This window comes from Ekhidna sp., from assembly GCF_039960695.1.
Classification (GTDB): Bacteria; Bacteroidota; Bacteroidia; order Cytophagales; family Cyclobacteriaceae; genus Ekhidna.
The window spans coordinates 198,460-222,050 of record NZ_JBDVKP010000010.1; the positions used below are offsets into that span (position 1 = coordinate 198,460).

At 39.9% G+C, this 23,591-nt stretch carries 11 protein-coding genes; 1 reads left to right on the forward strand and 10 read right to left on the reverse strand.

What is annotated here, in order from left to right; translation table 11 throughout:
* Nucleotides 1-65 precede the first annotated feature (65 nt).
* On the forward strand, nucleotides 66-404 hold the full coding sequence (locus tag ABJG98_RS06285) for a hypothetical protein (protein ID WP_348278637.1): 339 nt from the start codon (nucleotides 66-68) through the stop codon (nucleotides 402-404).
* On the opposite strand, the gene ABJG98_RS06290 is transcribed toward ABJG98_RS06285, so the two are convergent.
* The 10 genes from ABJG98_RS06290 to ABJG98_RS06335 all read right to left on the reverse strand — a co-directional run bounded on the left by ABJG98_RS06290 (nucleotide 379) and on the right by ABJG98_RS06335 (nucleotide 23,554).
* A complete protein-coding gene (locus tag ABJG98_RS06290; protein WP_348278638.1) occupies nucleotides 379-1,986 on the reverse strand; it encodes a HAMP domain-containing sensor histidine kinase in 1,608 nt (535 codons plus the stop codon). The genes ABJG98_RS06285 and ABJG98_RS06290 overlap by 26 nt on opposite strands.
* An 86-nt stretch (nucleotides 1,987-2,072) precedes the next feature.
* Nucleotides 2,073-2,987 carry a type IX secretion system membrane protein PorP/SprF gene (locus ABJG98_RS06295; protein ID WP_348278639.1) on the reverse strand — a complete coding sequence of 305 codons (915 nt, stop codon included), beginning with the start codon at nucleotides 2,985-2,987 and terminating at the stop codon, nucleotides 2,073-2,075.
* A gap of 188 nt (nucleotides 2,988-3,175) precedes the next feature.
* A complete protein-coding gene (locus tag ABJG98_RS06300) occupies nucleotides 3,176-12,856 on the reverse strand; it encodes a gliding motility-associated C-terminal domain-containing protein (RefSeq protein WP_348278640.1) in 9,681 nt (3,226 codons plus the stop codon).
* Between the two features lie 181 nt (nucleotides 12,857-13,037).
* Entirely contained in the window at nucleotides 13,038-15,026 is a 1,989-nt protein-coding gene (locus ABJG98_RS06305) for an OmpA family protein (RefSeq protein WP_348278641.1), read from the reverse strand.
* A complete protein-coding gene (locus tag ABJG98_RS06310; RefSeq protein ID WP_348278642.1) occupies nucleotides 15,023-17,602 on the reverse strand; it encodes a two-component regulator propeller domain-containing protein in 2,580 nt (859 codons plus the stop codon). The genes ABJG98_RS06305 and ABJG98_RS06310 overlap by 4 nt, the downstream gene beginning before the upstream one ends.
* A 2-nt stretch (nucleotides 17,603-17,604) precedes the next feature.
* Nucleotides 17,605-18,588 (reverse strand): hypothetical protein, encoded by a 984-nt coding sequence (locus tag ABJG98_RS06315; protein WP_348278643.1) that lies wholly within the window; start codon nucleotides 18,586-18,588, stop codon nucleotides 17,605-17,607.
* Between the two features lies 1 nt (nucleotide 18,589).
* Nucleotides 18,590-19,156, reverse strand: coding sequence for a PKD domain-containing protein (locus ABJG98_RS06320; protein WP_348278644.1), 567 nt, complete (start codon nucleotides 19,154-19,156; stop codon nucleotides 18,590-18,592).
* 202 nt (nucleotides 19,157-19,358) lie between these two features.
* Nucleotides 19,359-20,588, reverse strand: a complete 1,230-nt coding sequence (locus tag ABJG98_RS06325) for an exo-alpha-sialidase (RefSeq protein WP_348278645.1) — start codon at nucleotides 20,586-20,588, stop codon at nucleotides 19,359-19,361.
* Nucleotides 20,585-21,073 carry a TlpA disulfide reductase family protein gene (locus tag ABJG98_RS06330; protein WP_348278646.1) on the reverse strand — a complete coding sequence of 163 codons (489 nt, stop codon included), beginning with the start codon at nucleotides 21,071-21,073 and terminating at the stop codon, nucleotides 20,585-20,587. The genes ABJG98_RS06325 and ABJG98_RS06330 overlap by 4 nt, the downstream gene beginning before the upstream one ends.
* Nucleotides 21,074-23,554 carry a heavy metal translocating P-type ATPase gene (locus ABJG98_RS06335; protein ID WP_348278647.1) on the reverse strand — a complete coding sequence of 827 codons (2,481 nt, stop codon included), beginning with the start codon at nucleotides 23,552-23,554 and terminating at the stop codon, nucleotides 21,074-21,076.
* Nucleotides 23,555-23,591 lie beyond the last annotated feature (37 nt).

Consider the following 23,591-nt stretch of genomic DNA (forward strand, 5'->3'; position numbering starts at 1 on the left):
TCAACGATTTTAGCTTAATAATCATGCTTTCAATACATACTTTAGACTTAAGAAAGTCTGAATAATTGAAAAATCTAAAATGCATCGTTTTCGACAAGGATAAGTTCACCAAAGAACTTATGATCAGCTTTATAGCTAAGACGGACGGAGTTATCACTATTAAAGCCAGGGATCTTAAGAAGGCTGATGTCATTTTTGTAGATGCGGACCTTTTCGATGGAAACTACATGACAGGACTTCCTGCAAACACAAAGATTGTAATCGTTTCTTCTAGCCAAGATTACATCCATTCATTATTTAAGAAGGAAATAACTGATTATTTCAAAAAATCAGAGCTGAGTCTTCGCCGATTCGAAGAGGCTATTAAAAAGATAAGAATTAGCAGGAAGGAATTGAAAGATTAAAAATAGTCCCTTGTCCCACCTGGCTTTCTACGTTTATATTTATTGAATTCTGGCTTGCAAATTCTTGCACCATAACCAATCCAAGGCCAGAGCCTTTTTCTCCCATCGTCCCTATCTTGATCTTCCTATTTCCTATTTGAAATAGTTGGTCCAATTGATTTTGGGACATACCTACACCCTGGTCTTTAATGCTTACAACTACTTTTTCAGATTCAACAACTTCTGAAGAAATTTGAATTTCGGATCCTTCTTTACTGAATTTCAAAGCATTAGAAACAATGTTTCTAATGATAAACGAAATCATGTTGTAATCCGCATATACTGATATAGTTGCATCAATGTTGCTAATGATCGATATATTTTTTTGATTAGCACTTACCTGAAGTAGCTTGATTATTTCCTCATTTAGCTCTTTGAGTTTTACCACTTCAGGTTTTACTTCTAGCTTATTTGTATTGATCATGGACCACTTAAGCAATCGCTCCAACAAACCAGAAGCATTCACTACTACCGGCTCAAGACTAAGCATCATTTTCTTACTATCCGCTTTCGATAGTGTTTGATTCTGCATAAGTTCTATGATGGATTGAATGGACGATAAAGGTGCTTTTAGGTCATGTCCGATGATCGAGAAAATTTTATCCTTTGTATTATTTGATTCTTCAAGCTCTTTATTCTTTTTGTTCAATAAGCTATGCTGATAATTAAGAGATTGTAACGTCATATCAAGGCTTGTATTCAACTTGCGATACTTATTTATTCTGTAAAAAGCATTTAAGCCAAAGAGGAATAGCATAATGAACCAACCATAAGTCAGCAAGTCTAAGTTAGTAGCGTAGGTAGCATTCTTTTTATACGCAGTGCCTATTTTAAATGGAAGGCCATATAATTCAATATCTGAATACAAAAAATCTGACTCATTCGTCGCATAATTTTTTACGAAGGAGCTATCTACTCTTGGATGATAGACTTTGGTAGAATCATGAACCATTTCCCGGTCGAAATAAATTTCATCACCGACCTGAAAACTAAAAATGAACTCGTTTGAAATGTCCTGTTTATAAATCGACTCGATTAAAGATTCGGATCTTAAAATTGCAGCTATATAGCCGATAGCTTCATTATCACGTATGACACTAAAGTTTAGCGGTAAGCCCACCCAACCCTCGACAAGGTTGATTGGTGGAAATAGGTGAAATTCTTCATCTTTCATCAATTCGTCCAATCTTTCAATTTCCAATTCATCCCTTAAGTCTCTGACGGATAAACTAACCAGATCACTCGGATCTATTCGATTCCGATCAAAAGAATAAATGAACCGATGATTTTTGTTTAAGTAGGATATCACCAGTGAATCTCTACTATCAAGATCTCTTAAATGATACTGTGCAAAATCAAATAATTCTTGTTGACTGGGAAAATCATCAGCACTTTTCAGATAGGATCTGATACCAGACATGTATGCCAAAAAGACGTTTAGTGATTCTGAAAACTCAAATACAGCTAACTGATTAACCTCTTTTAGTTTTACTCGATTTTTTTCTTTTTCATTTTCTTCGATTCGACCGACTATAAATAGCATTAGGCCACTACCAAAAACGGCGAGGAATGAAAAAATCACAAAGTTTAAAACTATTCTATTCTTAGGCACCGGTAATGATAATTACTTTAGAAATATCTAGGAGTTACAATTTTGCTCTTGCTAAAGACAAAGCGATAGTTGAGCATTATTTCATGAGAGCCTGAATTAACTTTTCGAAGATTAGAAGTGGTGATGTCATATGCATATCCCAATCTAAACTGCTCATTCAATTGTAACTCTAGTAAAAGATCAATAGAATCAAAACTTCGATATGATACTCCAAACCATAATTTTTCATCCAAAAGAATATTCGCATTAAAGTCAAACTCCAAAGGAGCTCCAGACACCGCTTTCACTAGGATGCTTGGTTTCAACTTCACCAGTGGAGACAAATCAAATACTGCACCTGACGTAAAATAATAATGTTGTATTTGCTCTGTTTCTATATCGGTTGGTAAAGAGTTTGCTTCATTTTCAGATCCATTTCTTAAAATATAAGGAACTGAAGCTCCAGCATAAAACCTATCTGTACGGTAGTATAATCCCGCGCCGAAATTTGGCTTAAAACTTCCTTCTGTACCTGTGAGGTTAGCATCTGACAAACCTAACTCGTCATATGAAACCTGTGTGTCACTAAATCCTCCTTGAAGTCCAAATGATAGTATACCTCTATTCATCTGTATTCGATAAGCATAACTCAAGAAGAAATTATTTTGGGTAGTAACGCCAATATTATCTCTTACAAAGAACGCTCCCAATCCAATATTCTTCCCTGGAACTGGCGAGTGGATGGAAAGTGTTTGAGTGTTTGGAGCTCCTTCTACACCAACCCATTGAATACGGGACAGTGCAGTTACACTAATTGATTCATGGCTACCGGCGTATGCTGGATTAAGCACCAAACCATTGAACATGTACTGCGTGAACATTACCTGCTGCTGTGCTTGCGCAAATGATAACAAACAGACTATGAAGGTCACAAAACAATAAACTCGAGTCATTCCTATTTATGGTTTAATTCCAGCTTAATATTAGCTATTCAACTAAGCGCTTTTAAGTAATATTCGGTGACTCAAGAGAATCGCACGGTGGATGATGGAATATGCCGTTTAATGATTATCCCTCATTTTAAAACAAAAAAAGCCGGAATTTCTTCCGGCTCTTACTCCACTAGCTGGTCTACAACCAATCATCGTCTAATCACAACAAATCCACTAATTGGTTTTCTTCCATTCCCAAGGTCTATGAGATAAAAGTATGTTCCATCAGGGACTACATTCCTGCCTGGTACGAGACCAAAATTGGCATTACCTCTCCATACTTTATCTTCATTATTATATCCTCGTACTTCAAAGAGTTTGTTTCCCCATCTATTAAATATTTGTACCGTATTGTTTGGATAGTTTTCTATGTCCTGGATATAGAAGAAATCGTTTTCACCATTTCCTTCCGGGGTGAATCCCTTTCTAGGTGTAACATCTACTGTACATGCATCCGAATCCTGGAAGTTTGGCACTCCATCTTCATCACAATCATCATTATATGGATTGCCGTCTCCATCTGTATCTTCATCCTGATCATCCAAGCCATCCCCATCGGTATCGCATGGATCAGGATCCTGAAAATTTGGTGTACCATCTTCGTCACAATCGTCATTATATGGATTGCCATCACCATCTGTATCTTCATCGTCATCATCTATTCCATCCCCATCTGTATCACATGGGTCCGTATCTTGAAAGTTTGGAATACCATCGGCGTCACAATCATCATTTGTTGGGTCGCCATCTCCGTCAGTATCTTCATCGCTATCATCAATTCCATCACCATCCGTATCGCATGTATCTGGATCCAGAAAGTTTGGAATACCATCGGCATCACAATCATCATTGTATGGATCGCCATCTCCATCTGTATCTTCGTCATTATCCAGGATTCCATCTCCGTCTGTATCACATGAATCAGGGTCCAGGAAGTTTGGTATAGTGTCGCCATCACAATCATCGTTATATGGATCGCCATCGCCATCTGTATCTTCGTCGTTATCTAAGATTCCATCTCCGTCCGTATCACACGGATCAGGGTCCAGGAAGTTTGGTATAGTATCTCCATCACAATCATCGTTGTATGGATCGCCATCGACATCCGTATCTTCGTCATTATCTAAGATTCCATCTCCGTCCGTATCACATGGATCAGGGTCCAGGAAATTTGGTATAGTATCTCCATCACAATCATCGTTGTATGGATCGCCATCGCCATCCGTATCTTCGTCATTATCTAGAATTCCATCCCCATCTGTATCGCAAGAGTCAGTATCCAAATAATTTGGTTCGGTATCGCCATCACAATCATCATTCGTTGGGTCGCCATCGCCATCTGTATCTTCGTCTTCTGTAAGGATTCCATCACCATCATCATCTTCATCCAAATAATCCGGATCTCCATCACCATCTGAATCATCATTTGTAGGATCTCCATCACCATCAACATCTTCTTCTTCCGTATTCAATCCATCTCCATCATCGTCTTCATCTAAATAATCTGGAGTTCCATCTCCATCTGTATCATCATTTGTTGAGTCTCCATCTGCGTCAAGATCTTCATCTGCGGTACCTATACCATCTCCATCGTCATCGTCATCTAAATAGTCTGGAGTTCCATCGCCATCTGTATCATCATTGGATGGATCTCCATCACCATCAACATCTTCATCCGTTGTATCTACACCATCTCCATCATCGTCCCCATCTAAATAGTCTGGAGTTCCATCACCATCAGAATCATCATTTGTTGGATCCCCATCTCCGTCAACATCTTCGACTGAATCAGGCACTCCATCACCGTCTGCATCACCTGAAAGAATAATCAACTCTAACGTACTTGTATCTGATGAACTATTCCCTGCTGCATCTGTGCTTGTGATAATAACTTCATTCGTTCCATTTACATTAGGCGCAAATACACCTGAGCTTGGTGTTACAGTCTCTGTATTTATGGACCAATTTCCACTGGCGTCTGCGACTATCAGGTATGTGGCCCCACCCACAACTACCTCAACCAAACTTCCTGCTTCTGCTGTTCCTGTAATAACAGGTGTGGTATCAACTGTGGTTTGACTTACCACTGTAGGGTTAGCCGGAGCAATTACATCAATTACTAATTCCAGGGTTGTTGTATCTGTTGTGCTATTACCTGCTGCATCTTCACTTGTTACTGACACTTCATTCGTTCCATTCACGTCAGGACTAAAAGATCCACTTACTGGTGTTTCTGTTTCGGTGTTAATGAGCCAATTACCACTACCATCTGCGACGACCACATATGTTGCACCTCCTACTACTACAGTTACAGTACTACCTGGTTCTGCAGTTCCTTTAAGCATTGGAGTTGGATCATTGGTCACTTGACTTACAACAGTAGGTACCTTTGGATCGGCGGTGTCTATGATTAATTCTCCCGAAGAGTTATCAGTGTTGGTACATGAGCCATCACTGACTGTAACAGTTACCTCGTTTATACCATTGACATTTGGACTAAATGAGCCTGCATCTGGTAAGCTTGTATCAATCGCCCATTGGCCAGCCGCAGTAGCTACAGTATTATATGTAGCGCCTGCTATCTCAACTACTACAGTATTTGAAGCATCTGCAGTGCCGGTTACTGATGGAGATGTATTATTAGTTGTGAGGAAATCTACAGTTGGTAAAGCTGGGGGAGCATTTACTGTGACCGTAATGGCATAATCAGTTGAGCATTCGGTTGATGAATTTAAAACAGTAAATATTGCATTGTATCCTCCAGAAGCTGCGCTCGTAGGCACCGTGATATTTATTGGACTTGCACCTAAAGCTGCATTTAAAATATCGGTAAAGCCTTGTGCTTCTGCGGCGCCATCAAAATCGATCTTGTACCTATTGGGAGAATTTGTTGGCGCTGAATATGTCAAAACAGCATTAGTGTCCCCGAAACATACTTCAGGATTTGCTCCTAAAGTTACTGTCGGTGAAGGTGGGGCATTTAATGTTACGCTGAGATCGTTTGATGTACATCCATCGATGGTTGCATTAATAGCTGTATGCGCTTCCGCGGAAAGATCAGTTAGGGTAAGGTTACCAAAACCATCCGATGTTATAGTCTTTGAAATAATTCCGGAAGTAAAGTACTTGACAGTATATTCTGTTGACGCGATCAATCCCGTTAATTGAATTCTACCATCTGTACCACCACAAGTTGTAGGATCAGCCAGAGCTCCCAAAGCAATTACTGGTGAGGTTGGATCAGTTAGGGTTGCTGATAAATTATTTGACACACAGCCACTATTAGTTACATTCATTACTGTGTATGCACCTGCAGATAAACCAGTAATGATGTATTCTCCATCAGCATCAGAGGTAATAGAAGCTGTAGATGCTCCAACACCGTCAAGATCATAATTGAGGTCGTAAATAGTATTAGCAGCCAATCCTCTTATTTGCATGCTGCCTTCTGTTCCAGAACAAGTGCTTGGATCCACGAGAGTTCCTAACAGAATATCTGGAGGATTCAGAACTAATGAAGGGATAATATTAGATTGACAACCTGAGCTTACTACTACTACACTTATATTGGAATAACTACCTGCATCTAAACCCGTAATTACATACGTTCCGCTTGTAGAATTAACTCCATTGATATTCGTCGTTGTAGCATCTTTTGTATAGCTAACATTGTATGAGTCTGCGTCATTTAATCCATTCAAATCAATACTTCCATTCGTAGCGGCACATGTTGATGGATCAGTACCAACTGTTGAACTTATAGTGGGTGGAGTGGGGTCTGCTAAGGCAACAGGACCATCAATCAAATTAGAAATACAGCTATTTTTTGATACCTGAAAATCAGTATAGTTTCCATCGGATAAACCTGACATCACTAACGTTCCATCGGACTCAGACGCGATGGAATTGACAGTAACAAGAGTACCACCAAGCTTATAGGTTAGGTCATATACCAAGCTATTTTCAAACCCATTTAAAACGATCTCACCATCCGCTCCGGCACAGGTTGTAGGATTACTAAATGATTGTATTGCAATTGTAGCTGTAACTGGTTCATTTAATGTAAATGGACCAATAAGCTCGTTGGATGTGCAATTAAAAGCTGTCACGCTTACATCACCTACATCTCCTTCACCCAAACCGCTTATTTCCAAAGCACCCGATCCATCAGACATGATAGTTGTTGAAATGGCGGACCCTTCAAATGAATAATCAACGGTGTATGTAGTTGATGCATCCAATCCAGAAATTTCAATGCTTCCATCACTCCCTGAACACGAGGTTGGATCATTTACTTGAACAAACGCTATAGTAACTGGAGTAGGCTCAGTAATAGTCACATCTGGATTTTCAGTAGAAGTACAGCCATTTACTGAGATGCTTAAATCTGTATAAGTACCCTCCCCTACACCAATAGTTGCGGTACCGCTTGTTATACTCACATTACTAAAAGAACCTGACAAATGATTAATTGAGTATGATCCATTTGCTACATTGGTGAAACCAAGTGAAATGGATCCATCTCCCCCACACGTAGTAGGATTAGATGAACTGGTAATAGAAATGGTTGGTATGAGTGGATCAGTCAGAGTCACATCTACATTGCCTGTTGATGTACAACCCAATATTGTAATACTGATATCATTATAAGTACCTGCTTCTACATTTAATGTAGCCGAATTACTTGTCACCGATACATTATTTATACTTTGACTTACTGCACTTCCATCTAAATAAGTGATCGTATATATATCATTTGGAACATTTGTAAAGCTAAGATTGATTTTGCCATCCATGCCACCACAGGCGGTTGGATCTGATGAACTTATCAGACTGATGTTAGGAATAGAAATAATAGATATTGTGCCTGAAGTAGACGATTCATTGCTTGCGCTATCAGATACCCGAGCAGTTACTACATAATCGCTTCCGCCATCAAATGAACCCAAAGTGCCGCTAGATGGTGTATCTGATGAGGTATCTATTGACCAATTACCTGAAGCAGTTGGAATCACTGTATAATTTGCTCCATTCACTTCTACCATCAAGGTTTCATCGGAATTGAGTGCAGCGCCTGTTCCGCTTGTTCCTGTAATGACCGGATCAACGCCATTACACACATTTTGACTGGTAACTGTAGGGGTTGCTGGGGCACTTGTATCTATCCTGATTTCATTGGTTGTTCCGTCTGTGATACTGTTCCCCGCAGCGTCTTCTACTGTAACTATAATGTCGTATGAAATACCATCGACAAATGTTCCCAATGTCCCACTTGATGGTGTTGCAGTTTCTAGATCAATTGTCCAGTTTCCTGATGCATCAGGAACTACAGTGTAAATAGCCCCGTTGATTTCGACTGTCATTGTTTCACCAGCTGGTAGTGCTGCTCCTATCCCTGTTGAACCAGTTATAACCGGGCTTGTATCATTGGTTATTTTACTGTCAACAACTGGTACAGTGGGTGCTGAGGTATCAACCGTTAACTCATCTGTGGTAGCATCTATCGCTATGTTCCCTGCTTCATCTTTTACTTCTGTAATTATCTGGTATGTTCCATCTGTAAATGTCCCAAGTGTTCCACTGCTCGGGGCTTCAGTTTCAAGATCTATGCTCCAATTGCCCGACGCATCAGGGATTACACTATATGTAGCACCATTTATGGTTACAGTCATTGTTTCTCCTGCATTCAGAGCAGTACCGGTTCCCGTACCTCCAGAAATTACAGGACTTGAATCGTTTGTTATTTGACTATCAGTTGTCGGATTGGCCGGAGGTACATCATCATAAGTGACTAAGGCTTGTAACGCCACGGTGTTATTATTTCCCGCTAAATCTTGCGCGGAATTTGCCGGTACATCTATTGTAACATCGCCAGTTCCATCTGGTGTAATAGACACTGTGAAAGTATTGCCATCTATCGCGATCAGATTGGATACTGAGCCATTGCCAACATTGATGTCTGTGATATCAAAACCTACAACATCTTCATCAAATTCTATTGTAACCGTAAAAGGATCAGTAGAATTGACAATGGATGGTTCTCCTTGTATATCTAGTGATGGTGCAATAACATCACCGCTTGTAATAGTAATGGTAAAACTTATCGGAGCAGACGAACATCCAGTTGCGCTATTTACCACCGTAATTGTTCCATTATAACCACCAACTGCAGCGCCCCCGGGTACTGTCAATGCAATGGGAGATGTCGTTAATGAAACGGCCGGGGTGATATCTGCAAATCCTTGGCCTTCAGCAGCTACATCATAGTCAATAGTATATTGATCTGGACTGTTCGTTGTAGCAGTGTATGGAAGACTTGCAGAAGTGGTACCTTGAAATACCGAAGGGTTAGTTCCCAAAGTAATTGTCGGCGAACTTGAATTGACTAAATTGATCGGCCCAGCAATGGTATTTGATTGACAAGATGAACCATCAGTAATGCTAATATTAGCATAGGTTCCTACATCCAATCCCGTAACAGCAATTCCTGAAGCTGTTGCAGAAATAGTTTGAGAAGGCTGTGAAATGCCATTTAGCGTAAAATCAACACTGTACGTTCCTGTTGATACGCCTGTCAAAACAATTTCTCCATTAGGAGAGCTGCAACTAGTAGGTTGTGTATGTGTTCCTTCAGCAATAATGGCGCCTCCGGGATCACTTAGCGTAACCGGTCCTTCAAAAGTTGAAGAAGTACACCCTAGAATAGTAACTTCAAAATCTGCATATGAGCCAGCATCCATTCCTGTGATAATATACTCCCCACTTGCATCAGAAGTAAAGGCCCCATGATTTACAATATCTCCATCATCTAAATAGTCCAATGCGGTATATGATGTAGAAGTAGCTAAACCACTTATTGTTATGGTTCCATCTACACCAGCACATGTGGTTGGATTTATGGATGAAACTGAGCTTATTTTAGCATCTACTACTGTGACAGTAAATGCCTGAGGTTCGCTTGTACAAACAACAGAGTTAGAATTTCTTACGGTAAAAGCTGCATTATATGTGCCAGCAGGTGCATCCACTGGTACCGAAATAGCTATTGGGCTACCAACCGTGCTGTTGTCAATTATATCCACAAAGCCGCTACCTGCAGCTTCAGCAACTCCATCAAAATCAATACTATAGTCTATAGCTGGACCATTTGTTGTTACAGAATATGAAAGATTAACCGTCGACGCTCCTTTACATACCTGTAAGTTGTTTGCGGATAATGAAACCACCGCCAGTGGCTTTACATCTACTACTATGGCTGGAGTAAAAATAGTCTCACAAGTAATACCGATTTTTTGCGCTTTCACTGCTACACTGGTAACTGATGCACTTAAAGCAAACGTTGTTAAGTTAAGGGCAGTCCCATCTCCAAGCATAGCTGGTCCAACTCCATTTCCATCCTGATCAACCAACTCATATACGATAAGACTTTCTGTATTTGAAATAGTGAAATCGATAGTTTCATTTTCACAAATGGTAGTTGCGGATGAAGCTGAAAATGTTTGTGAGGCTGGTAGCTTACAATCGATAATAACGGCATTGGATGGATCGCTTTCACAAAATCCAGTTGTTTGATTTGTTATGGTCACAGTGGCCACTCCTCCGGCAAAAAGTTTGTCGAATGGCGTATTAAGCCCGGTGATTGTCCATGTAGTTGTTGATGCTCCAATACCAACATTATATGTTGCTCCATCAATTGCAATTCCGTCGAGGTATAGTTGAATTACAAAAGCATCGGTAGCGCTAACTAATGTGGTTCCACTTATCGAGGCATCTCCTTCAGAAATTGGCCCATTCAGTGTCAATTGATTTGTCGGATCAGGGGTTTTAGTATTAACGGTATTTGGTGAAGATTTATCACTTTCCAACTCACCTGTATTTGTCGCTGTGGCTCTGATCGCAGAACCTGTATTGATGCTTAATCCTGTGACGGTCCATCTTCCATTGGAAGGAACAATGGCAGTCTGAGCTTCAGCACTTACATTGGCATCTAAGAAAATTTTTATTGTGGCACCTATTTCAGAAGATATTCCATTAACCGTGGTAACCTGAGTAGCTGCAGCTGTGCAAAATTCATCGGTAATGATTGGCACCGCTGACTGACTTTGCACTAAAACAGCTGTAGATTCTGATGGACATCCACCGGGATCTGTGGAGAAAACTGTAATAGCTTGACCATCTGAAAGACCGGTAATTCCGGAAATAGTCCAACCAGTACCAGATGCAGTAGTAGTATACAGTGTACTTATTCCATCGATAAACAAAGCAATATCAGCTCCTGAACCTGAACTACCACTTATTGAGGTTGTTGTTTCAAGAATTGGGGTTGTTGAGATTGCTGGAATAGTCGAACCAGCAACTCCTACACATTCAATGTTCGAAGGATTAGACTCGCACTCTGATGAGCTTATTGCTGTAACGTAGTATGCATCATTTGTTATACAATTACCAGTCCCACAGTTCACATCAAATGTTGCATTGCCAATTCCATCTGTTGTTATAACAATAGGATTTTCTCCTACATCCCATTTTGTTCCCCCAGGAGCACCTCCCGTCGATGTGTATAGTTCAATAGTATAGGAAGTATTTGGAAATCCAGCATATGTGCCTTGCACCCCTTTATTAGTAGATCCAGTGATAATCGGTGCATTCGCACAGGTCGCGCCTACAACGGAAACATTACAATTATCATATGATGCTGACTTTTCTTGAGAGCCATTTGATGTTGCTGTAGCTGCACTTACACTGGCAGTTGCTTTAAAAACTTCATTAGCAGCTGCAGCCGTCAATCCTGTGATTATCCATGAGCCGGAGCTAACTGTGGTAGTCCCTACAGAAACGAGCGCTGAAACACCATCTGGCGCTCTAAATAGTTCTATTGTTGCACCGTTTTCTTCTAAAGAAGTACCAGAGACTGATGTTGTTCCAACGGCTATTGGTGCTGTAACTGCAGGGCAAGACGCTCTTGGGGGAATTGTAGTTCCACTCCCAATGTCGTCTAAAGAAGTTGGTGGAAATACATCAATTAAATCCTCCCATAACCCATCAGTAATCCCAATATTATCATCAATACCTCCTAAATCAGAAATACCATTATTGCCAATAGCAGATTTAGGATTGATTACTGTCTGACCTACCATACGCAATGCTGTGGAGGTTGTGATGCTAGGAAACGCTGAGGTTATATCTGCGAATGGAATATAAAAATCATAGAAATAATCATCATCTCCACAAATTTCAGAGTGTGCGATGGATTTCTGTGCAAAATCATCGTAAGGTCGATCCACCGTTGCATCTCCAATTTCCGTACCAGCAATTGTTCCATCAATATCATATAATCCAACTCCAAAATTGGTTCGCAAAACCACTTCAATTTCAAAACCAGGGTTGCCAATGGTGTAGTTTGGATCAGCATTATCTCCTGAAGCTCCAAATTTTTGGTCCGTATCAATCAAAATAGAATATGCCTTAGAATTCTCAGCCGTACCGCCCAAACGAAAGCGAAACATAAGGTTATCGCTTGCATCCAAATAAGTATAAATAGTGTGATTATCATCAGATTTTACCAGGTCTGTAAATCCACATGAAGGTCCAGGTCCCAGGTCGCTGTCTGGCTCAGCAGTACCTACACTTGGAAGTGGTGTATATGGAATTTCACTTTCAGATTCATCTTCCGAAATAAATCCATTCGTTGTAGTAGAAGTATATCCGTCTAAATTGGGATCAAGTATCGCTTTACCAGCTCCTGCTGGCTTATATATTAAGCCTTTGGTTTGTGAGAAGGTGGCTAATGCACAAAATATGAAAAATAATATTAAGAGATATTTATTCATTTTAATCAATCTAACTGAATCATAAAAGTCATAAATGTCAGACCGGTATATTCCTAATATTCGGTGAGATAAAGAAATGTAGGGGTGGATGATATTTCTTTCCCGTTTGGGGAAATCGTTGGTTGACAAAAAAAAAGCCACTTCTTGATAAAAAGTGGCTCACTGTTGTCTTTAAAAAGAATCACATACTCTTTTTGATAAATGAAATCTCCGTTCTTCTATTGAACTGATGCTCGGTTTCGGAGCACTCGACATCATCTTCACAATTGTTTGTCAAGGCGCTTTCACCAAGATTGATTTTTTGAATTCGTCCAGCATTTACACCCATTTCTATCAAGTAGTTGGATACTGCATTGGATCTTCTGCCTGATAGGGAGCTATTATAAGTATCACTTGCTCTCGAATCTGTATGAGAAGAAAGAATAATCGTCACATCAACATGCTCAATCATGAAGTTAGCGGCTCGATTTAGCATCTCCTTTGATTTTTCTCTAAGGTTTGATTGATCAAGATCAAAGTAAACCCTATCAAATTTTAAAGTATCTCCGTTTCCAAACTCATCTACGTAATTACTCGTCTCGTCATGAGGTTTGATTCGTGTATCCACAATAAGTGTGGCATCAATTAGGTTTAATGAATCTTTGAGACTTGTTTCGTTAGTCAGGAAAATTCTTTCCAGTGCGATGGTATCTCCCTCTGTCAATTTTACGTCAATTGATTCTACCAAATCGTATTTATGCTTTCCCGCATAGACATTCCATGATGAATTAAGCGGAGCTCTCAGCATATATTCTCCGCTATCGTTTGAGCGCGTATAGAGGTATTCCCCTTGATCGTTTTTAAAGAATACATCTGACTTGTCCAATCCTTTATTTAGCTCTAGATCGAATACCTCCCCGATCAACACTACATACAATGGTTCTTGGACTTGAAAAGAATAGATATCATCGCCCATAGACTTCACTCTATTTGAGGTGAAGTACCCTTGTCCATCTTTTAGAATTAATCCAAAATCATCTTTGCTACTATTAAAAGGAGCACCTACATTTCTTACTTTACCGAGTACTTCACTACCGGAGAAATTAATAGAATAAATGTCGAGTCCGCCAAGACCTTCATGTCCATCTGAAGTAAAAAACAATTGGCCTTTATCCAGAAAAGGGAATCCGTCTCTTCCTTTTGTATTGATTCTACTGCCTAGGTTTTGAGGTTCACTCCAGGTATCACCATTTCTAAAGGATATGTATAAATCGGATTGTCCAAAACCACCCGGCATATCGGAAGCAAAAATGAGTACGTTTCCATCAGTAGAAATAGCCGGAGATCCGTTGGAATATCTATCATCATTATAGGCGAACGGTTGCTCATCATCCCATGTCTTCAACGCTTGATTCCAGCTTGCGAAAAACAGTTTCAAATTAGTTACTCCTTTCTCGTCTTTATTTAATTTCTTGCCTTCGTAGTTGTTTCTGGTGAAAACAACTGATTGGTAGTTATTATAAAAAACTAGTGGACCTTCATGAAATGGCGTATTTAGTCCTTCCGAAAAATATGATGCCTCTGAAGGTGATTTTGCTATGTATATATCCAAAAACCTAGATTGATCCCAGTTAAACTCTTTCTGAACCCAATTATTTTTTGGCCTGGAAGAAACAAATACAATCCCCTCCTTGTAGAATGCCGGACTGAAATCTAAGCCCGGGGAATTGAAACCAACTGTCTCAATTTTTGCATTAAATAAGGTATTATTGAATTGTTCTAAATCTGCGATCGCTTTGAGTTTTTTTGCAGCTCTGGGATCATCAGGCCTAGCTTTTTGATACTCTTCAAACCAATATCTAGCTTCTTCATATTTGCTATTGATCATTAGAGCTTCACCTAAAAAGAAGTAATTAGCTGGCTTCTTTGAGGATAAATCAATTGCTTTTTTGAACCAAACTTCACTACTATCTGCATCATTTAAGTTCTTGTATGATAAAGCAATCTGGTCGGTTACATAGCCTCTATCCGTGTCATCTTGCAAGAGCACTGCCTTGTATAGTTCAGCGGCTTTGGAATAGCTAAACTCTTCAAAGTATTTATCTGCTTTTTTTACTGGATCAAGGGTGATCCCTTGGGACATTAAGCTATTTCCCCAAAGCAATACTATCGCTGTTATTATTTGTTTCATTCTGAAGTCACTGTTTCTAACTTTTCTCTACCTCTGGCCTCCCTGCTTTTTAAGTAAGTCGCTAGTTTTAATTCCACCGGTAGTAGTATGAGAGCTAACATTAAATTGATACCTACCTGGAAAATAGGAGTCTCTCCTGCAATTTGCTCAATGAACGGTTCAACCTCCGTGTGGATATATTCGAAAAGCATGAAGAGGCTGACATAAACCATCAATCGTAGCAAGAAAAGATTTTGAATCCGTTTGGATAGCATAAAGGTGATGAACATAATCCCCAGTATAAAGGAGATTTGCAGCAGGTAAAACCACCATTTCTCCCAATAAGGATGGTCTATTTCAAAAGTAATTTCATGATAATCGTCTCCCCATAAACCTGGATGATCTGATTCTCTCACCTTAAATGTGTAAGTCCCTGGATCAAGATTTGTGAATGTGGCTACATTAGATGTAGTTACCGGTGACCATATTTTATCGTATCCTTTGAGTTGGTACTGATAATGAATGGCGTTCGGGTTTTTCAGATTTATGGCTATAAAATCAAATGTGATGTGATTGTCGCTGTGATGAAAGTCAAGATCATTAGGTAGTGTATTGTCGAGTTTTTCCAATGAGCTATACGCTAACAGATCAACTTCCTGGAAGAATAATCGAATGTTCTGTATATGAGTTTCTCGCTCTTTTATTACATGTTGGATATGTGGGAGAATAACTTTAGTAACGCCGTAGGGATTTCCAAACCAGATATTTCCCTGGGCATCTTTTGATACTGAATTTATTACTGCTTCCGTCTCACCTAACTCACTTGGATGATCAAATTGTCTGACAAGACCATACTCCGGTTGTATCAAGCTTAGCCCCATCCGGTGACCTACCCAAATCTGATTGGCATTGTCTACTTCTACCGCATTACAAAAATTGGAAACCAAGCCATTGGATTCATCAAAACGCTCAAATTCTTCTCCATTGAAGCTATATAGGCCTTCACCAGAGGTGGCTATCCAAATTTTTCCCGAATCATCCTGAGAAATACTGTTGATGTCTCTTGCAGGAAATATTTCATCTTTAGTCAAAAACTGTATTTCGCCATCACTTCGCAGAATTGCCAACCCCACGGCCTGAGCTCCAAACCACACATTGCCTGCTTTATCCGGAAGTATGGAAAATACCTCGTTGTGGTAAAATCCGTTTCTGGTATTGAAATGTCGTTTTAAAGTACCATCGTATTCAATGTTGTAGACCCCATTTCCAGCAATAGAAACCCATAGATCATTATTAGCTCCTTCAGTTATATACCGAACCATGTGACTGGCACCTGGATCTACTGGATTTAAATAAATACGTTGAGTGCTGCCATCATTTAGGTTATATTTAATCAAACCTTTATTTGAAGTACCTAGCCAAACTACATCTTCTTGGACGAGCAGTTGATTAACTGAAAACATAGAAGTATTTTGAATAATCTCAAAATTCAAGCTATCCTTTCCTGGCTTATTAAAAGCCCTAACCAGCCCTTTATCACTGGCCAGGTAATAAAGATCTCTACTCACCTGATGTATATCATTGATGCCTGCTATTCCAACAGACTTACTAAGCTCATAGTGATGAAAAAAAGCTCGATTTAACTGTATAAGGCCACTTCCAAATGTTCCAACCCATACCTCATTTTCACGATCAACATATAAACTATTAATCTGGTTACTCGGAAATCCATGCGCTATATCAAAACTTGTGATTTTGTGAGGGTGATTGTCTTTTAGTTCTATCTCTATCAAGCCGGATTGTGCAGTACCTATCCATAACGTCTTTAACTCATCTCGTGCAATAGATGTGACCCGTAAATGTTCCAGATTTCTCACGGCTACTAGTTTTTCATCGTCCGAATGATCAACGAAATACAGTCCGTCTTCAGACCCTACCCAAAGCACATTGTCGTCATGAGGATCTTCATAAAGAGCAGTTATTTGCTTTCCAAAAGACCCTTCAACAAAGCCACTTATGGATAATTCTCCATTGGGCTCAATTTTCATTTTTACAAGACCTTCACTGGTGGCTATATATAAATAATTCTCATGTCGGATGAGGTCTGTAGTAATTAACTCACTGAGAAAATCAACTGGTATTACTTCTGCTTTATCTTCAAAAATTCGAGCCAAACCACTGTTCTGAGAGAGCACCCAAATGACTCCTTCAGAATCTCGATAAAATTTGTTGATTTTACTGGCAAGAGTATCTGCTCCAATCACCTTTCTATATCTGCCATGCTCTACAATACTAACTCCACCTTCATAGTAGCCAAGATATAAGTGGCCATCTGCTGAAACTGTAGATGCAGTAACCAGATTACCCATCGTGCTATCGCTTTCATTAAGGTTGATCATGGTTTTTCCATCGAAACGGTATAAGCCATCGTCAGTACCTATCCATAGATATCCATCATCATCTTGAACAATACTGTAAATAAATATCCCATCAAAATCATGATCAATTCCATATTGTTTAATACTAAAATCTCTAACTCCTGCTAAAGCAAGAATAGATGCAAAAAGAAGGATGATCGTCAATCTTATCTTAACCATAGTCAGTTCTTTTTCTTCGTCTTGTATTTCACATTTACCTTATACTTATACTTAGGAGGTCCTCCAATGGGCGATGAAAAAAATGCGACTGCTTCACCGTATTGATTGGTGACGTAGCAAACCATGTCATTTCTTGATGTTCTCCGCTTTACGATCTGGAGATCCATGGATGTGTTCTTTTCTTCTTCTTCGATCATGTGTTTGCTGATACCCCAATCGTTGTTTAATGAAACATCAGCTAAGTGGCGATTCTTTGCCACTGTGTAGATCAGTACTTTTCCTTCGTTATCAAAATCAAAATTGTGCTGTGTAATACTTACTATATCCTTATCAATGAATGGATACAGATGAGCAACTGTATTGAAAGCTTCCGGTAGCCTAAATGAATATTCATAAGTAAATGCGTTGGCTCCTTCCACTTCCCTATTGAGATCAGGCTGAGTGCTCAGAAAGTACTTGTATAAGTTCCCATCGTTTCCTTGAATTCCTTCCGCTACTACCTTGAACACGTGTCCTCCCATTTCCTCAGCTTTCTCCCCTTCCATTGGGTTGAACGGGCCAAATGTGTACCATTTATTATCGTATTTTTCTTCCTTAGAAAACGTCCTACTAGCCATCAGTCGTCCACTTTTATACTCGCCAACCGGATCTGGTTTTCGACTATCCGGATTGCTATGAGTTCCTTTTCCTCCATAAATAGAGAACTTGGTTAAAGTATTCCATTCACCATTTCTCTCATCAATATTGCTTCCGGTGCTAGCATCAAAAACGCGTATATATACCGGCTTTGTAAATGAAGTTGGGATCACAAAAAAGAAAACCTGACTGTGATCATCATCTCCCCAGGCAGGGTTACTTTGGGGACCGAAAGTTACCAGATAGTCTATCTGCTCAAAGCTGCTGGGAACCATCTGAGCTTCCATTCTCGCTGCGGTAAATATCATGCAGAAAAAGAGTAAGAATACAATTAAAAATCTTGCCTTCATATCAGTTTACTTTTATGGTTTGGATCGTTGATAAATTGATAATTTCTTCTCCAAACATCACATGAGCCAAAAGTCTTATTGTATATAAACCAGCTGAATCATAGGTGTGGTATGCCTCCTTCCCAATCTGGTATTCACCATCACCATAATCCCAGAAGTATTCTACATGCTCTGGTTTGGAATCATAAGTAAGAAAAGATTCGCAGGAGATTGCTAAACCGGATTGTTCAGTTGCAAAAGAAATGAGATAGTCCTCTGTAATAGTAACTTCAAAGTTCCATTCATCTTGAAAAATGGAAACCACAGAAGGGTCAATGATAGATAGTTTTACATTATAACTACCAAGACTATCAAAACAGTGCTCTACCACCTGACCGCTGCCTTCTTCACCATCTCCAAACTGCCATTTGTAAATAAGGTCAGCTCTATCTTCATCAATAGATTCCTTAGCATCCAAGGTGATGCAATTCTTTAACAGATACAGAGAATCATAATCAAGATTTTGTCCGATTATAGAATGACCAACTCCTAAAAGCAATAAAGTTGAAATACTAATTAAGCGACTCATATCTAGGTTTATTCAAGTTCAAATAAACCTGAATACCAACTGTAGAATCAGAATAATTCGGTGAGTGAATAAAAAAGGGGGTTAGTTGATAGTTTTTAAACCGGGAAGTAAATGGTCGCTCAATTGAGTGAAGTAAAAGAACAATAGTGAACAACTACATACCGACTTAAATTAATGTCTTCAATTACCGCTCTCAAAAAGCCTATAGCTCCACCATTTTCATATCAATTTTAGTCTCATTTTCTATCATGTTGGTCCAAGCAAAAAATAATACGCCATTCACCATCTCCATCTGAGGAAATCCACTTCCTCTTGAAGCACTTGTAGCCGATACTATTTTTGTGTCACCCATCTTTCCGTCCTTGAAAACTTGAATGTATTTAATATATGGTGTTTCATCATCCAGATCGAGCCAACTAACAATGGCAGAATCTTCATCTTTCATTACGACATCTACCCGTCCTACAGAACCGGTATCATCAATAATGATTGGTTCCTGAAAAGATTTGTCAGAATCACCTAGAAAAGCAACTTTTACTTGAGCAATTCCATCCGCGGCTGTAAACCACGCGACTGCTGCCGTATTGTCGAAAGTTGCTATCCGTGGCCCGTTTACAGGACAGCCGTTAATTTTCCAACCATCCGTGTTAATACTGGATGGTGCTGTCCACTCATTCTCCATCATCCTTACAAAAGACATATCTCTTACCTCTTCCTCAGATCTATCCCGGTATACGATAACAGGTCCATTTGAGGTCATTGCTCCACCTGTTTGGCAGCAATCACAAACTCTTGAGTCAAGCTCAGCCTCATTTGATAAGATCCCATTCATGCCTAATGTAGCTGTACGGATGGTCATTGCTCCACCTCCACCATGTCCATCGTGTGTGTCATGATCTCCACCTCCGGTATTGCGACCATCAAGCCATGTGAGTAAGAAAGAACCATCATTATTAGGGAGCAGGGTCGCAAAACCATGTTCAGTTGGCGTATGATCATCATGCGGTACAATTGGATCAGACCATTGCCTTCCTTCTGGCTTAAAGACGACATTCACATCATAGGAATAGGTTCCTGCAGAGCTCTTTGCTAAGTAGTGAGCAACCATATTTCCCTGATTGTCAACAGCCATCATTGGGTAATCCGCCCAATTAACGAACCAGTCTTTGCCGGATGCAATTACTTCAGAAACTTGCCAGGCACCTTCCTTAAGCACTGAATATTTTAAGTCAATCCAACCTGAATCTCTTTTTTCTACCCATGACATGTACAAAAAATTATCTCCACCTTTGGTTAGATATGGCAATGAAGTGTTACTCCCAGATGGAGCTTCCAAGCTTTTTAGATTTGAGGTTCCTTCAGCTTTTTCATTAGCCGGTTGGCATGAAATAACAAGGAGTGCTACAATAATGTATAAGGTTAGTGATTTCATTCTAAGTAGGTTTTAAGTTGTTCAATTTGTTCAGGGCTGTCCCATTTGCGAGTGCCTACCAGCGTTTCTAGTAGCTGGCCATCCTTACCAATGATGAATGTGGTAGGTAGCGAATACACCCCCAATGATTCCATTGAGTTTTGAATTTGTATAAACTTAAGATCAAAGCCACGTCTTTGAGTAAATTTTTGAATCTTTTCAGAGCCTTCATCAGATGCCAGTAATAGCACAAAATCATCTGTCAATTCGTTTTGCATCTTCATCAAGTCCGGCATTTCTTTGATACAAGGACTGCACCATGTTGCCCATAGATTTAGAATAATAATTTTGTCCTGGAACTGATCAGACTCCATTGATTTACCATCTAAGTTTGCCAGGTCTATTTTGCTAAGAAAGGTTTCTTCTTGCTCATTTTTACCTGTATTGCAGGCAAAGAGCGTTGCAGCTATGACGAATGTTTGCAGTATCGTTTTTATGCTGATCATTTATCTTAATCTTAAACTATTTCCTATCACTGAAACGGAGCTGAGGCTCATAGCAAGTGCTGCAAGCATCGGACTTAATAAAAGGCCGAATACTGGAAAAAGTATGCCTGCAGCTATCGGCACACCTAACATGTTATATACAAATGCAAAAAAAAGATTCTGTTTGATATTTTGCATTACATCAGTACTTAGCTGTCGCGCGCGTACAATTCCGTCAAGCTCGCCCTTCACAAGAGTTAGACTTGCACTTTCAATGGCTACATCAGTACCTGTCCCCATAGCTATCCCAACATTAGCTTGAGCCAGTGCAGGTGCGTCATTAATTCCATCACCAGCCATTGCTACGATCTTTCCAGCCCCTTGAAGTGATTTAACTTTCTCGTATTTGTTTTCAGGCAAAAGATCAGCTTCATATCCATCTAGGTCTAGTTTATCGGCTACTGCTTTGGCAGTGTTTTTATTGTCACCCGTGAGCATAATCACTTCCAAGCCTTGCTCTTGCAAGTGTTTGATTGCAGAAGCTGACGATGCTTTGATTGGATCAGCTACACTGACGAATCCAACTATCTCCTTCTCGCTCACCACAAACATGACGGTCTCACCCGCTAGTTGTCTCTTTTCAACGTCTTCTTGAAATTCAGTTTTCAGAACCAGATCAAGTTCCGCCAGGAGCTTTTTATTACCAATAGCCACTTCTGTTTCATCTACTTTTCCAGTTATCCCCTTTCCTGTGATAGAATTGAAATCATCCACTTTCTGAGGTTTCAACCCTTTATTTTGTGCCCCTTCAATTATGGCGTAAGCAAGTGGATGTTCACTGTTTGACTCCAGAGAGGCGGCCATCTGTAGAATAGCTTCTGCAGTATGTTTTTTACTTATTGATTGAACATCTTGTAGAGATGGTTTTCCCTGAGTGATAGTACCTGTTTTGTCGACAACCAGCGTAGTTACTTTATGCATATCTTCAATAGCTCTGGCGTCCTTTACCAAAATACCCTGCTTTGCACCTTTGCCTGTTCCTACCATAATAGACATGGGCGTGGCCAGGCCAAGGGCACATGGACAGGCTATAATGAGTACCGTAACTGCACTTGTAAACGCATAAACAAGCTTGGGGTCTGGACCCCATACAGCCCAGACCGTAAAAGAAATAAGTGCAATCGTCACAACGATAGGGACGAAATAACCAGAAACCTTATCAGCGAGATTTTGAATGGGTGCTTTGGTACGGCTGGCTTTATTCACCATTTCTATGATCTGTGAAAGGAGCGTATCGCTCCCTACTTTGAGTGCCTTCATCTGGAAAGAACTGGTTCCATTGATTGTACCACCAATGACATTGTCACCTTGGGATTTCTCAACTGGGACCGGCTCACCTGTTATCATAGATTCATCGATGCTGCTTTTCCCTTCTGTAATCTCACCATCTACTGGGATCTTCTCCCCAGGTCTAATTTTGATAAGATCATTCAGTCTTACATGCTCCAGTGGAATGGTCATTTCTACACCTTCCCGGATTACTGTTGCCTCTGGTGGTACCAGATTGAGCAATTCTTTAATAGCAGAGTTCGTTTGACTTCTTGCTTTAGCTTCAAGTAATTGCCCCAAGAGTATCAATGTAAGGATAACAACGGCCGCTTCGAAATAAAGGTGAACAGCACCTTCACCAGACTTGAACTGAGCGGGGAAAATATCGGGGAAAAGCAAAGCAATGATGCTAAAAATGTACGCAGAACCCGCTCCCAAAGTGATTAAAGTCCACATATTAGGAGAACGATTGATAATGGATTTGTAGCCCCGAACAAAGAAATTCCAACAGGAGTAAAAGATGACTGGTGTACTCAGCACAAACTGCACCCACCCCCATGTTTGTTCTGGTGCTATTCCCGAAAGTGATACACCAATCATATCACTCATGGCAATGAAGAAAACAGGGAGTGAAAATGCTACAGAGATCCAGAACTTGGTAAGCATTTTCTTGTATGCTTGCTGTTCTTCAGATCCTTCATCTCCTGTAGCTTCCTTGGGCTCTAAATCCATTCCACATTTTGGGCAAGAACCGGGATGATCCTGCTCAATTTCAGGATGCATTGGACAGGTGTAGACTGTTTTGGAAGTTTCTTCTTTTTCCAAATCCATCCCACACTTAGGACAATCTCCTGACTTGTCGTATTTCTTATCACCCTCGCAGAGCATTGGGCAATAATATTTACCAGATCCGCCAATACTGTTTTTCTTTGATTTGGAAGATGCGTGATGATCGTGAGATCCCGGAAGATGAATGTCATAGCGATCTCCATCCTTTTTCATAGCTTCTTTCAGCGTTTCTATAGAAACATGAGAATCCATTTCAACAATTGCTTCATTATTCGCTAAATCCACAGAAACATCAGAAATACCCACAACTTTTTTGAGCGTTTTCTCTACATGACTCTTGCAACCATTGCAGGTCATTCCGGAAATTTGATACGTGTGCTTCATCTCATTTTACATTTAATGAAACAAAGTTCTGAGGAGC

Excerpts from the sequence above, each read along its gene's own strand:
- ABJG98_RS06330 (WP_348278646.1), bottom strand. The coding sequence starts at position 21,073 with ATGATCAGCATAAAAACGATACTGCAAACATTCGTCATAGCTGCAACG.
- ABJG98_RS06310 (WP_348278642.1), bottom strand. The coding sequence starts at position 17,602 with ATGGTTAAGATAAGATTGACGATCATCCTTCTTTTTGCATCTATTCTT.
- ABJG98_RS06320 (WP_348278644.1), bottom strand. The coding sequence starts at position 19,156 with ATGAGTCGCTTAATTAGTATTTCAACTTTATTGCTTTTAGGAGTTGGT.
- ABJG98_RS06335 (WP_348278647.1), bottom strand. The coding sequence starts at position 23,554 with ATGAAGCACACGTATCAAATTTCCGGAATGACCTGCAATGGTTGCAAG.
- ABJG98_RS06325 (WP_348278645.1), bottom strand. The coding sequence starts at position 20,588 with ATGAAATCACTAACCTTATACATTATTGTAGCACTCCTTGTTATTTCA.
- ABJG98_RS06300 (WP_348278640.1), bottom strand. The coding sequence starts at position 12,856 with ATGAATAAATATCTCTTAATATTATTTTTCATATTTTGTGCATTAGCC.
- ABJG98_RS06295 (WP_348278639.1), bottom strand. The coding sequence starts at position 2,987 with ATGACTCGAGTTTATTGTTTTGTGACCTTCATAGTCTGTTTGTTATCA.
- ABJG98_RS06305 (WP_348278641.1), bottom strand. The coding sequence starts at position 15,026 with ATGAAACAAATAATAACAGCGATAGTATTGCTTTGGGGAAATAGCTTA.
- ABJG98_RS06315 (WP_348278643.1), bottom strand. The coding sequence starts at position 18,588 with ATGAAGGCAAGATTTTTAATTGTATTCTTACTCTTTTTCTGCATGATA.
- ABJG98_RS06290 (WP_348278638.1), bottom strand. The coding sequence starts at position 1,986 with ATGCTATTTATAGTCGGTCGAATCGAAGAAAATGAAAAAGAAAAAAAT.